The organism is Legionella massiliensis (genome assembly GCF_000756815.1).
GTDB classification, from domain to species: Bacteria; Pseudomonadota; Gammaproteobacteria; order Legionellales; family Legionellaceae; genus Tatlockia; species Tatlockia massiliensis.
In genome coordinates, this window is record NZ_CCVW01000005.1 from 157,913 (window position 1) to 171,529 (window position 13,617).

The window sequence follows — 13,617 nt, forward strand, 5'->3', positions numbered from 1 at the left end:
TACGAACCAATTTCTTGGGGTAAATATTTGGCTTACCCCACCTAATTGAATTGTTCAAAAAATTCATCGTTTAATGTTTGTTAAAATAGATTCTTTTACAGACCTTTAAGCATGATCAGTTGAGCATTTAACCTATTCATACACAATTACTGGTAATTAGCTGTTTATGGTATAATTGATTTGTGACATTAAGATGCAACTCATCTTATCCTTAAATAAAAATTTCTAGGAGATATTTCTTGGCAAATTTTTGTACACCCTCAACCTTAGGTTTGTAAATGTAAAATAGAGGGGCAAGGAGATTTAAGACTGTTCAGTTCATGACAATGTCGCAAGACGAGAATTGAAGTATTTATGGTTTACATTATTTCTAACAAAAAATTATTTTGGTTAGAGAATTACCTGAGGCTGTAAATACATTCTCTTTTATCCAAAATAACTTGGTCGATAACTTTATTTGAAATCAATAATAAAGTTTATATTTCAAACAATTCCTCAATTGTTGATTGCATTTCTTCTTGACTTGGTTTGGCATATCGAAAAATTTCCTTAATAGATACATTTCCACTAATTTCCTGTGCAAAATGCACCCCATGTTTATCTGTCACCTTCTTTAAGAAGGTATGTCTTAATTTATGTGGGGTAAATTCAAATTTTTCGTGATCAGGTAAAAAAGCTAAGGCTTGTTTCAAAACCCGTTGACAAATCCGATAAACATCTAGCGTCTTGAGGCGAGCCCCATAACGACTAACAAATAATGGCTCTCCTGGTTCTGGACTTCTAGTTTCAAGATAACTTTCGAGTACTCCCCTCGCCTCTTGTGGTAATGGGATTTTATTGGATACCCGTTTTGATTTATGGCGTAGAACTTGGTGAAGACCTTTGCTGTGATATTGAAAGACATCTAAAGAAACCAATTCCGATTCACGAAGTCCTGTACTCAACAAAATATAAAATATAGCCGTTTCCATTAAAGGGTTTTGGTTTTTGCGGGTACAACTTTTAAGTCTTTGCTCACAAGCTGATTTTAAGCGCATCAGCTGTTTGGATGTTAGGCCATTCCAATCTGGCGCATCAGTTTGCAAATCTTTGACTTGAGCAAGCGGGTCACCCGCAAGTAAGGGGCGTTGCTTATGCAACCATCGACCAACATGGCGAATTGTTGCCATCGTTCTGTTCACTGATGTTGCCTTATAAGGCTTTCCTGTTTTTTCAGATACCGTCTTACAAAGTTGCCGTTGGAATTGCTTGCTAACCGCAGGTGTCCAACTATCGACCTGATCGTGCCCTACTTCATTTTGGAAAAAATTTACAAATTTGGACAAATCTTTCAGTTTCGCTTGTTCGGTTTTTTCGGGAGCACCTTTCACATGCACTGAGTAATAATAGGACAACCATACCGAAAGCGAGTTGTTGTCAAAATGGACAGCCAAGGGATGATTAATCTTATCTATCACAAACTTTTGAGTTTTTACATTTTCTATCATTTTTGCCACTCAATAAATTCAAGGGATCATTAATTGGCATTTTAAGCCATTTTGCCTATTTGGGATAGATAAGGTACGTTATCTACCCCAAACATGCTAATATCTGCCCGACACCATAAATACCCCTCTGCCCTCTTAAATTGTTCTGGGATAAAAAGTCGGCTCACCTTATAATAGCGCATCAGGCTATAACCCCGGATTTAATAATGAACATCAGTCAATTAGACGTAGAAGAACAAATAATAAATCTCAGAAACACTCACGTTATTCTGATTCAGACATCGCCGCTTTATACGGAGTAGAAACAAGGGATATTAATAAGCAGTCAAAAACAACCCGGATAAGTTTCCTGAGAACTATATTATTCAATTAAATAAACATGAAAAAAATGAACTGGTGGAAAATTTCCACCGGTTCAATGGACTAAAGCATTCAACATACAACTATTCACTATGCGCCATGGCCTCTATTTAGGAGATTATCACCTGTATGAATAATTCAAATAAAGTAGTTGTATCCATGATGAAATATGTTTGGATATTATATTTTCTTAAACGCGATCCTAGAGTTAATTGGAAAGCTAAATTAGTTGTACTTATAACTCTCGCTTATGCATTGAGCCCAATTGATTTAATTCCTGATTTCATTCCTATTTTAGGATTACTAGATGATTTAATAATTATCCCTTTAGGGATTTACTTAGCTATTAAACTAATACCTCAAGAGGTTTGGAATGACTGTAATCGGCTTGCAGAGATTGCTATTGATAAAGGTGATTTATTACCAAAAAACTGGGTGGTTGCGTCAATTATTGTGTGCTTGTGGGTAATTATCATCGCTCTGATTGCTAAATGGCTATGGCATTTTTTTCTTTCTTAATGATCAGGCCTTATTTAATCTACTTGCTGCTGGTTGATTTTGCAAGAGCTTGGTAATATTCATTTCTTTCTTTTTTATATTGGTCTTCAAAGGTAATCTAAATGTTGCACTTACGAACCATTTCTCCAACGTTTGCCGCTTTTGGTGCCGCAGTATTTTTTGGCGGCAGCACGCCTTTTGCCAAACAATTTGTTGGGCAAATATCTCCTTTGCTACTTGCTGGATTGTTGTATGCTGGTAGTGGTATAGGATTAATTTTAGCTCGCTTAATTAAAGACCGCGGTTGGGAACATTCGGGATTAGTAAAAAGCGATTGGACTTGGCTCTTTGGTGCTATTGGTTTTGGCGGAATTTTAGGACCTATATTATTAATGTTCGGCTTACAACAAACAAGTGCTGCAACAACATCCTTATTGTTAAATCTTGAAGCAGTACTCACTGCCTTATTAGCATGGATTGTTTTTAAAGAAAATACGGCACATCGAATTGTGTTTGGTATGTTGTTGATTGTTGCAGGAGGCATCTTATTGTCATGGCCTCAAGGTCAAACACGTGATCAAAATCTACTGGGTCCAGTTGCCATTGTGGGTGCTTGCCTATGTTGGGCTATTGACAATAATTTAACTCGCAAAGTGTCCACTGGTGACCCTTTTTTCATTGCAGGAAGCAAAGGCCTTATTTCAGGCATGGTTAGTATAAGTCTTGCTCTTTGCTTTGGATTGGCATTTCCTCCGTGGTTGACAACAGGATATGCGTTATTGGTTGGATTTATTGGTTATGGGGCAAGCCTTGTTTTATTTGTTCTTGCTTTACGGGGCTTAGGAACAGCAAGAACAGGCGCGTATTTTTCGATAGCACCTTTTATCGGTGCCGCCATTGCGATTTTATTTTTTCATGAAACAACTTCTCTATCATTTTGGATTGCATCTTTATTAATGGGGATGGGTGTCTGGCTGCATCTCACAGAACATCATGAGCATGAACATGCTCACGAATTACTTGAGCACAGGCATAGCCATATTCATGATGAGCACCACCAACATACCCATGATTTTCCATGGGATGGCAAGGAGCCACATACTCATCATCACTATCATAAAACGATAAAGCATTCACATCCTCATTATCCAGATGTTCATCATCGACATGATCATAAATAAGTATATTTCAATGTAAATTTTGTGCTTGAATTGATGTAGAGGATCACTTTCTATTTGGTTTGTTAGGTGAAGTCATTATTTTATTGCTTTCAGTTGGAGTTTATGACAATCATTCGTTTTATCTTTCCTAATCCAATAAAACTCAAGAAATTAACCATTTTCACTATCATTTATTAAATAATTTTTCTTGGAAATTCGTCGTTCTTGCCACAACAGATACACTGCGGGAATCACAATTAAGGTCAGTATGGTAGCACTCACCATTCCTCCCACCATTGGTGTAGCAATACGTCGCATGACTTCTGATCCTGTTCCCCCAAACATCATAATAGGGAGCAAGCCACCAATAATGGCAGTAACGGTCATGAGCTTTGGTCGCAAACGAAGCAATGCTCCTTCAATCACTGCCAAGTGTAAGTCTTCTTGAGTCAGTTGTCGCTTTTCTCGTTGTGCCAATGCCTCTCGACGTTCAAGTGCATGATTAAGAAACACCAGCATCACTACTCCAGTTTCAGCAGCAACACCTGCGAGCGCTATAAAACCTACCCCTACAGCCACTGATACATGATAGCCTAATATATATAAGAGCCAAATGCCTCCGATTAGAGCAAACGGCAAAGTGGCTAAAATAATAACCACTTCTGCCATGCGCCTAAAGTTTAAATAAAGTAATAAAGCAATGATAAAAAGAGTAACGGGAGCAACGACTTTTAAGCGCTCTTTTGCACGTTCTAAATATTCATATTGCCCTGACCAGGACAATGAATAACCTGCGGGTAATTTGAGTTTCTTACTAAGCGCTTCTTGTGCTTCATTAACATAAGACGCTAAATCACGCCCGGTGATATCCACATAAATCCAACCGTTAAGCCGAGCATTCTCGCTGCGAATCATGTCAGGACCTTCGGTAATATCAATACGCGCAATTTCACTCAAAGGAATCGTAGCCCCTGTTGCAGTCACAATGGGAAGCATCCGCAATCGCTGCAGTGAGTCGCGAATCTCTCGTGGATAGCGCAGATTCACCGGATAACGCTCACGCCCCTCTACCATTTGAGTTACATTAAGCCCACCGATTGCCGTTTCAATCAGCTCCTGGATAGTCCCAATCGACAAACCATAGCGAGCGGCTTTAAGTCGATTAATATCAATGGTCACGTAACGACTGGAAGCCACACGCTCTGCATAAACTGAGGCCGTACCTGGGATTTGTTTTAATATCGTTTCAATTTCTTGACCAATTGATTGAATGGTTTTTAAATCAGCGCCAGCGACCTTAATGCCAACCGGTGTTTTAATGCCGGTGGCTAACATGTCAATGCGTGTACGAATCGGCATCACCCAAGCATTGGATAAACCGGGTAATTTGACCCGTAAAGCGAGCTCTTCACGAATTTTCTCCAGGGTCATACCAGGACGCCATTCACTCTTTGGCTTAAATTGAATTGTTGTTTCTACCATAGACAATGGCGCCGGATCGGTTGCCGTTTCGGCTCTGCCTATTTTGCCAAAGACTGTATCGACTTCAGGGACCGTGCGAATCAATTTATCTGTCTGTTGTAAAATGCGCTGCGCTTCCCCAATAGATACCCCTGGAAAAGTAGTGGGCATGTAGAGTAAATCTCCTTCATCTAAATCAGGCATGAATTCACCACCCAACCGGGTAACTGGCCAAAATCCGATTAACAAGATGACACCTGCCAATAGTAAGATGGTTTTGGGTCTTTTTAATACCACATCAATCGCTGGACGATATACCGCTCTCAATGCGCGATTAAGGGGGTTTTCTTCTTCAGGCCTTATTTTACCGCGAATCAAATAGCCCATGAGCACGGGTACCAAGGTGATGGCAAGTACTGCTGAGGCCGCCATCGCATAGGTTTTGGTGTAGGCTAAGGGAGAAAATAATCGCCCTTCTTGAGCTTGCAGCGTAAAAATCGGTAAAAAACTAAACGTGATAATCAATAGAGAGAAAAATAAAGGAGGCCCCACTTCAAGGGCTGCTTGCTGAATAATTGGCCAACGATTTTTAGAAGAGTCAGGTTCTTTCTCAAGGTGCTTATGCGCATTTTCAATCATTACAATGGCGGCATCAACCATCGCACCTATTGCAATTGCAATTCCCCCCAATGACATGATGTTGGCATTAATACCCTGCCAATACATGACCATGAAGGCAATAATAATCCCCAGAGGCAAGCTAATGATAATAATGAGTGATGAGCGAAAATGAAATAAAAACACAATACAGATTAAGGAAACCACAATAAATTCTTCAATTAATTTATCGCGAAGTGTATGGATTGCTCGCAGAATTAAGCTTGAGCGATCATAAGTGGTAATCAGTTCCACGCCTTTTGGCAAACTCGATTTCAATTGGGCTAATTTGTTTTTTACATTGGCAATCGTCTCCATGGCATTTTGTCCATGACGCATCACAATAATACCACCAACTACTTCACCGTCTCCATTTAACTCTGTGAGTCCGCGACGCATTTGTGGTCCTAATTGCACATAAGCAATGTCTTTTAATAAAATAGGAACTCCATTTTTTCCTAATCCTACTGGCGTCTGCTCTATGTCTTGAATGGACTTCATATACCCTTTAGCCCGCACCATGTATTCTGCTTCTCCCATCTCAATGGAAGAACCCCCAGCTTCCCTATTGCCGTTCTGAATGGCTGATTTAACTTGCTCCAAAGTCAAGCCATAAGCGCGCAGTCGATTGGGTTCTAAGATTATTTGATATTGCTTGACCATTCCTCCTGCGGTTGCCACTTCGGCAACCCCAGGTACTTTTTGCAGTTCGTATTTAAGAAACCAATTTTGTAAACTGGTTAATTGCGCCAAATCATGAAGTCCAGTCTTATCCACTAAAGCATATTCATACACCCAACCCACACCAGTAGCATCAGGACCCAATGCCACTTGTGCACCACTTGGAAGACGGTTGGTAATTTGGCTTAAATACTCCAATACACGCGACCGGGCCCAGTAGAGATCGGTACCGTCTTTGAAAATGATGTACACATATGCCACTCCAAAACCGGATTCGCCTCGAACCGTTACGGCTCCTGGAACCGCTAACATGGCGGTTGTAAGCGGGTAAGTCACCTGATCTTCCACGACTTGAGGTGCCTGTCCTGGGTAATCTACTTTAATAATGACCTGCACATCGGATAAATCAGGAATCGCATCCACTGCGGTATTGCTTAGAATGTAGGGAGCTGACAACAGAATAAGCGCTGTGGCTAATAAAATTAAAAAACGATTTTGTAGTGACCAGCGAATAATTCCTGCAATCATTTATCCTTGTCCTTTTTCATCTTGATAATGACAAACTGGTCATTTTCTTTTTTTAAAAAGAATTCGATCGTATCGCCAATTTTAAACTCACTAATCGGAATGGTTTTGACCACTAAAAAATCCATGGTCATAGCAGGCCAATCTAACTTAGGAATGGCATCATGTTGTAAGGTTATTATGTGGGTCTTTGCGTTGATTGATCTGATGATACCTCGAGCCTCAATCGCTTGGGTTTGCGAGGGTGATTGCTGAGTTGATTTTTGAGAAGATTCAAGGTGTTCCAAGCCCACTTTCAAATTACTTTCTGAATCAATCAGGAACTGACCTGAGGTGATCACGTTCTCGCCGACTTGAAGTCCTGAAAGAATTTCAATGCGATCTCCTGACTCGATTCCTGTAGTTACCGAACGCACCTGAAAACCATATTTCCCTAAAGAGACAACCACCCGCGCGCCTTCACTGCTTCGAATGAGCGCTTCGAGTGGAATACTAAGAACATCTTGTTTTAATTCTGCTACTAAACTGATGCTAGCATACATATTAGGCTTTAAAAGACCCTCGAGATTGTCAAACAAAAACCTCACCTTCAAGGTTCTCGTTTTAAGATCGACTTCAGGATAAATGTAGTCGACTTCTCCTTTCCAAATCGTTCCGGGAAATGCGGTTAATTGGGCTTGAGCCTTTTCTCCCGTTTTAACCCAATTGGCCTCTTCCTCAAACACCTCGGCAATCATCCAAATGTTGGATAAATCAACAATACTCATCATTTCTGTCTCAGGAGTCACATACATTCCTTCTCGCACATTGAGCATGGTTACCACACCACCTTGATGTGGATAAATATCAATTAAATGACTTGATTGCCGTGTTTTTTTTAATTGTGCAATTTGCTGTTCTGGAATGTGAAATGTTTGTAGTTTTTGGTAAGACGCATTGATTAATGTTTGATTCTTACTGTCAAGAGCAATTAAATATTCTTCCTGAGCATTCACTAATGTTGGCGAATACAATTGCAACACAACTTGACCTTTTTTAACCACATCCCCCACCGCCTTCACCAATAGTTTTTTCACCCACCCATTTGCATAAGCATGGATGTGACTGATGTTATTTTCGTTAGGCACCACATAGCCTACTGTTTCAATTCGCCGCGCTAAAGAGCCTTTAATCACAGGAGCGGTTCGAACGCCCAAGTTATTGACTAGAGAAGGTGAAATCTGAATCGTTGAAGCCCCTTGCTCTTGGGTATCTTCTGCATAAACAGGAGTCAATTCCATTCCCATGCGTGATTTTCCAGGTTTTGAATAGTGAATAGTCGGTTCCATGGAATCAATCCAATAAAGCGGTTTTTTTTTCGTAGTTTCTGAGGTGGTTTCTTTATTATTTATTATCGCTAAAGGGCTTAGGTAATAGCCTATTATTACTCCAAGCAGTAGGGCAAAACCCGTTATGAATAAAGAATATTTCTTCATTGAACCTTACCTTCTAAATACAAAAGCATTGCGCGAGATTTAGCGCGCTCCACGTGTAGTTGAATCGATTCCAGCTGAATAGTTAGTTCATTACTATAGGCTCTTAATACATTGTTTAAATCAGCACTAGTATTTTGATAAGCGATTAAAGAGGCCTTTGCATTTTGTCGAGCTTCAGGAATCAGCTGCCTTTTGTACACTGCTTCCCGAGCTCCTAAACGATTCCAAATGGAATATTGCGTGTTGAGTACTTGTAATAAATCACGATAATGGATTTGCTGATCAAATGTTGCAGCAGCCAATCGGCTATAAGCCGCTCGCATTTGCCTGTCTTGTCGATTGGCTGGAAAGAAGGGTAAATCAACCGTGACTTGTGCACCAACAAAATCAGAACGCGGCATTCCATCCGGCATGCGTCCTTGACGCTTAGCATAGCCAACATTTAACATCCATCCCGGTTTATATTGCTCTGCTGCAAACGCCACCTCACTGTGAGCCGCTGCAATCGCAGCAGCATCGATATTTAATAGAGGATGTTGAGGTAGACATCCTTGTAATCGCTTAAGTGAGGGTAAGGCCGGCCATGAGGGAATGGAAAGTGCTAAGGGACGATGGGCATCTCTTCCAACCCACCTTTCTAATTGAGCGTGCAAGACACTGATTTGTTGTTGAATCTGAATTTCTTGATCATTAAACTTCGAAACTTCTAACTGCACTTGTAAAACATCCGATTGATTTGTTTTTCCCGTTTGATATTGTGAAGTCGTCACCTTAAATAAATTTTTATACAATAATCGATTGGCTTGTAAAATGCGCAGCGCTTCGGTCCAGTAATAGAGTTCTAACCAAGTTTCTCGTACATTGCGAATTAACGTTAAGGCTTTTTCGTGCGCTTTTCTATGCTCCGCAAGTGCTAATGCCCTGCTTTGTTTTGATTTCATGGATAAGGAATGACCACGAGCAAAAGTTTGTTGCAATCCTACTTGCTCCATCGTCATTTCATCTTGGGTAAAACTAAAAGAATCAGTCGGCACATTAGCAACTCCAACGACCAATTGCGGATCAGTTAATTGACCCTCAGCAATGGCTTGTTGTTGTAATGCCGCACTCGCTGCTTGAAAGCGGTGTAATTCAGGGGATGTAGTAAGAGCTAGCGATTCTGCTTCAGATAAAGTAAGCTTTTTTTCCTGGTTGATAGCCAATACAGGCAGACTTATGGTCACAAAGATAATTAGAATAACCCATCGAATGGGGCAATGTTGTTTCATGTGATAAAGTCCATTCCATGGGGCCTATCTAAATGGGATGAACCAATTATGAATCACCCCAATAGTAATTATTAATTCTAACACCATAAATTCTTTCATAACCACTAAATCCATCAATGTTTGGCATGTTCCAATAATAAGGCAGTTAAAAAAACGGTTCTAAAATGTATTTAATGGTTGAATAGATAGGTTATAACTAAGAAATAATGAATTAATATGCTATCAAAATCTTAATAATTATTAATAGTAAGATAACAAACCACTGCCAGTAATAGCCCAAATCTTTCCATTCGTTTTGCTATAAGTAAAGTGGAGGGGAAAATTTTCGTAATGATGTTTTTTTTGACTTGTTCATTTGAAACTAAACTAACAAGGAAGTTATAGTGAAGATAAGGAGAATCACATGTTTCATTGCGCGATTTAATTATCTTTTTTGGCGGGTGCTGAATTCTTCCATATCCATATCTGTTTTTATTTTCTTGACTCATTTCCCTCTCAACTTGAGGTACATAATATTAACCCCACGGCTAAATAAATAGGGAATTCTAATTAGCGCCGTTATAACCTAGTCGCTATTAGTATGGGCTATAAAGCGAGATAAAAAACATCAAAACATCGCTAGCTAATTAAATCTCTATGGATAAAATAAATAGTCTTCCTATACTGGAGAAAGCTTGGATCACCAATAATCAGCAATCGTTTAAAGGGATTGGAGAACCATTGCTCATTGGAACAGGCTATGGAATTATGGCTAAGAACAACTCCCAAAACTAATAAACAGAGTGAATAAAGCACTAAAGACCCAGTACGCAATAATATTTATCTTTCTTTATATAGGAAATATTTTCATACCATTCCCATGCACTAATGATTATAAACGCTTTCATTTCCATTCTTTTTAAATTAGAGTTAATCTATTGAAACTAATACGGATAGTAACATGATTAGATTTTTTGTATTTTTAACACTTTTAGTGTTCTTATGCTCCTGTTCCTCGTCTACAGAAAGCACTAAATCCAATGATGACGCTCCAAAGAAACGCAGCTTCGGAGGCTATCATCCTCCCCATTCACGACATTAACAGCGAATAAATTACTCTCATTAAAAGGCGAGCCGTTACGGTTCGTGCTCCTAGACACAAAAATTATAATCGCTATGCAAATATAACAATGATACTTATATATTATGAAAGTACTCACCTAACTTTTATATTGCTACAATTTAGTAAAGCATCACTATTTGATTAAACAGCCATCTTTTCACATTCTTCGGCGCAACGATTGCACGCTTCTGCACAACGTTTACAGTGATCCATCTGTTGATGCTTTCCACATTCTTTTGCACAATCTCTACAGACCTTAGCACACAAAGCACAAATTTCCTTAGCATATTTCGATCCTCTAGCCATCATTTCTGCAGCTAAAGAACATAGTTGTCCACAATCCCTATCAAGCTGAATACAACAAACCATGTCTTTCACCTTATCTTCTTGAAGACAAGCTGTCGCGCAATGTTCGCATTCAGTAACACAAGCCAAACAAGCATCGATACACGATTGATATTGTTCATGAGCCATAATAATTTCCTTATGATATATGAGATAAAAATCCTTTGAGTGGCAAATACCATTCATAGGCCAACAACGTACTCATCTAGCATAGTCGATAAACTCCAAATTTGCGACTACGTTTATATTCATATCACTACTTCTAAAAACGAATCTTTCAATTAGGCGTTGAGCTCTTTATATTAATCTAACAATATCTGACTGGTTAACTACCTGTTATATTATTTGCTACTGATTTAGAGGATTTTAAACCAAAGAAAAAGACTATACTCTGAATAAATAATATACAAATAATAATCTTGTGACACAAAGGCTAATAAACCATGAATCGTTCATTTTATTTTCTTGTCATTGAGGAGTCCAGTATTGCTCGAATTATTATTCGCATTCAACTCCTGCAATTAGGGCAACGAGTTGATGTGATCTCAAGCTTAGAAGAGGCGTGGGACAATATAAAATCTGTAGCTTATGATATGATTCTCATCGATAGGAAACTATATAAGGTTGATAACCCAGAAATAACTTCCTTTATACAGCGGCACATTAAAAACGATACTGCACCCATTATCGCCATCACCGCTCAAACACAACACCAAGAAGAGGATGCATCCTATATAGCTCCATCCTATTTCTACAAACCTATTAATCAGCATCATGCATTAGCACTTATTGACTATCTAGACAATAGATTAAACAAAGAAAAATAACTACACGTCTGCGCATTGAAGAAAAAAAAATTGTTTTCATGAATTCAATAGCTATAGGCAGTGGCAAGTACCATGACATTAAAATAAAATCCCTATTCCAAATGTCAGGGTATTCTGCTTAGAAGAATTACCTGTACTCAGTTGGAATGTTTTAAATGCACCATAATCTTGTTCATATTCATATTCGGCATAGAGATTTAATCCTGGCATTAATCGATAATAAGGTCTTACAATATAGCGCATTTGATTAAGCCCACTACCAATTTCTGCGATTGCCACCGTCTTTGATGCTAAAATGCCACGTATTCCTGTTCTTATAAAAAAATTGTTAGTAATTTGGGTGTCACGAGAAAACTCAGCATCCAATTTGGCACTACCTCGATAAAAATATCCGCGAATATTGGTATCAATAAAATAAGGCATTAATCCTTCAATTCCAATTCCTGGCTGCCAATAAGGTGTTTGTGCCGGACGATTAAAATAATTAGCACCTGCTTTTATCGCCCAGAATTGACTAATAAGACGCCAATAAAATATATCGATATCCGCATTTTCTACAGATCCTTTGCTCATCTCTGCATCATTGGTATACAGCTCAAGTTTATTGTAATCTGGGCCGTATAAGCCTTTATAGGTGAGGCGCTGGGCATTATGGAAGGGATCTGCTCCAACATCGAGGAAGGTCGCCCGCCATAAACCTGCGGGATGGGCCATTGGATGGTTCACCAGTGATGTATCCAATGGGCGTACCTCATCCACTCGAACGATTGGTCGGTTAAAGTAAGGGGTTGATTTCACAACATTCTGTGGTTTGGCTTCTCCTTTTGCGATTTCAATGATCGTAGAATATTGAAATACTCGCGACATACCCGTCATCATGTGATAAAGCAGATGACAATGAAAAAACCATTGTCCGCTTGCGTCAGTATCAACATCCGCTGTGACCGTAGCGCCGGGAGCTATATCAAGCGTATGCAATAAAGGATCATAACTACCATGTCCATTGCGTAAAATAAACCAATGGCCATGAATATGCATAGGATGGCGCATCATCGACGTATTGGTAAAAATAAAACGATAACGTTTATTAGGTTCTAAAAGGATAGGATGGGCTTTATACTCTGGAATTCCGTTGATAAACCAGATAAAACGGTCCATATAACCAAATAACTCCATATTAATAACACCATCTACCGATTTATTAGGATCATTCGTTTTAACAGCAGATGTTAAGTCTTGATATTTTGTTCCTATTGTTTTTTGAAACGAATTAGGAGGAGAAATGGTATCCCCTATGATTGTTGGTTCAGTCGGCATTTTCATGCTTGAATTCATCTTCATACCTGAATTCATTTTCATACCTGAATTCATCTTCATCCCTGAATTCATCTTCATCCCTGAATTCATCTTCATCCCTGAATTCATCTTCATCCCTGAATTCATCTTCATCCCTGAATTCATCTTCTTGTCTGAATTCATTTTCTTGTCTGAATCCATTTTCTTGTCTGAATCCATTTTCTTGTCTGAATCCATTTTCATGCCTGAATCCATTTTCATGCCTGAATCCATTTTCATGCCTGAATCCATTTTCATGCCTGAATCCATTTTCATGTCTGAATCCATCTTCTTGTCTGAATCCATTTTCTTATCTGAATTCATTTTCTTATCTGAATTCATTTTCTTATCTGAATTCATTTTCTTATCTGAATTCATTTTCTTATCTGAATTCATTTTCTTATCTGAATTCATTTTCTTATCTGAATTCATTTTC

At 38.9% G+C, this 13,617-nt stretch carries 11 protein-coding genes; 4 read left to right on the forward strand and 7 right to left on the reverse strand.

Going from position 1 to position 13,617, the window contains the following annotated elements:
* Nucleotides 1-476: 476 nt before the first annotated feature.
* Complete coding sequence (locus tag BN1094_RS18545) at nt 477-1,487, reverse strand: tyrosine-type recombinase/integrase (RefSeq protein WP_044014165.1); 1,011 nt, start codon at nt 1,485-1,487, stop codon at nt 477-479.
* A 363-nt stretch (nt 1,488-1,850) separates the two neighbouring features.
* Between BN1094_RS18545 and BN1094_RS20335 the strand changes: the two genes are divergently transcribed.
* The 3 genes from BN1094_RS20335 to BN1094_RS18555 all read left to right on the forward strand — a co-directional run bounded on the left by BN1094_RS20335 (nt 1,851) and on the right by BN1094_RS18555 (nt 3,526).
* Nucleotides 1,851-1,961 (forward strand): hypothetical protein, encoded by a 111-nt coding sequence (locus tag BN1094_RS20335; protein WP_425411926.1) that lies wholly within the window; start codon nt 1,851-1,853, stop codon nt 1,959-1,961.
* Between the two features lie 15 nt (nt 1,962-1,976).
* Nucleotides 1,977-2,366 (forward strand): YkvA family protein, encoded by a 390-nt coding sequence (locus BN1094_RS20340; RefSeq protein ID WP_044012869.1) that lies wholly within the window; start codon nt 1,977-1,979, stop codon nt 2,364-2,366.
* A 101-nt stretch (nt 2,367-2,467) separates the two neighbouring features.
* On the forward strand, nt 2,468-3,526 hold the full coding sequence (locus BN1094_RS18555) for a DMT family transporter (RefSeq protein ID WP_044012872.1): 1,059 nt from the start codon (nt 2,468-2,470) through the stop codon (nt 3,524-3,526).
* 150 nt (nt 3,527-3,676) lie between these two features.
* Here the strand turns inward: BN1094_RS18555 and BN1094_RS18560 are convergent, their stop codons facing one another.
* From BN1094_RS18560 to BN1094_RS18580, 5 genes are all read right to left on the reverse strand, one after another.
* Entirely contained in the window at nt 3,677-6,832 is a 3,156-nt protein-coding gene (locus tag BN1094_RS18560; protein ID WP_044012874.1) for an efflux RND transporter permease subunit, read from the reverse strand.
* Entirely contained in the window at nt 6,829-8,304 is a 1,476-nt protein-coding gene (locus BN1094_RS18565; RefSeq protein ID WP_081935212.1) for an efflux RND transporter periplasmic adaptor subunit, read from the reverse strand. The genes BN1094_RS18560 and BN1094_RS18565 overlap by 4 nt, the downstream gene beginning before the upstream one ends.
* Nucleotides 8,301-9,572, reverse strand: a complete 1,272-nt coding sequence (locus tag BN1094_RS18570; protein WP_044012877.1) for a TolC family protein — start codon at nt 9,570-9,572, stop codon at nt 8,301-8,303. The genes BN1094_RS18565 and BN1094_RS18570 overlap by 4 nt, the downstream gene beginning before the upstream one ends.
* A gap of 230 nt (nt 9,573-9,802) precedes the next feature.
* Nucleotides 9,803-10,060 carry a hypothetical protein gene (locus tag BN1094_RS18575; protein ID WP_044012880.1) on the reverse strand — a complete coding sequence of 86 codons (258 nt, stop codon included), beginning with the start codon at nt 10,058-10,060 and terminating at the stop codon, nt 9,803-9,805.
* A gap of 755 nt (nt 10,061-10,815) precedes the next feature.
* On the reverse strand, nt 10,816-11,148 hold the full coding sequence (locus BN1094_RS18580; protein WP_044012885.1) for a four-helix bundle copper-binding protein: 333 nt from the start codon (nt 11,146-11,148) through the stop codon (nt 10,816-10,818).
* A gap of 314 nt (nt 11,149-11,462) precedes the next feature.
* Here BN1094_RS18580 and BN1094_RS18585 point away from each other — a divergent pair, with 314 nt between their 5' ends.
* On the forward strand, nt 11,463-11,846 hold the full coding sequence (locus BN1094_RS18585) for a response regulator (RefSeq protein ID WP_044012889.1): 384 nt from the start codon (nt 11,463-11,465) through the stop codon (nt 11,844-11,846).
* Between the two features lie 78 nt (nt 11,847-11,924).
* Here the strand turns inward: BN1094_RS18585 and BN1094_RS18590 are convergent.
* On the reverse strand, nt 11,925-13,617 hold a 1,693-nt coding region (locus BN1094_RS18590), incomplete at its 5' end, for a multicopper oxidase domain-containing protein (RefSeq protein WP_176695325.1).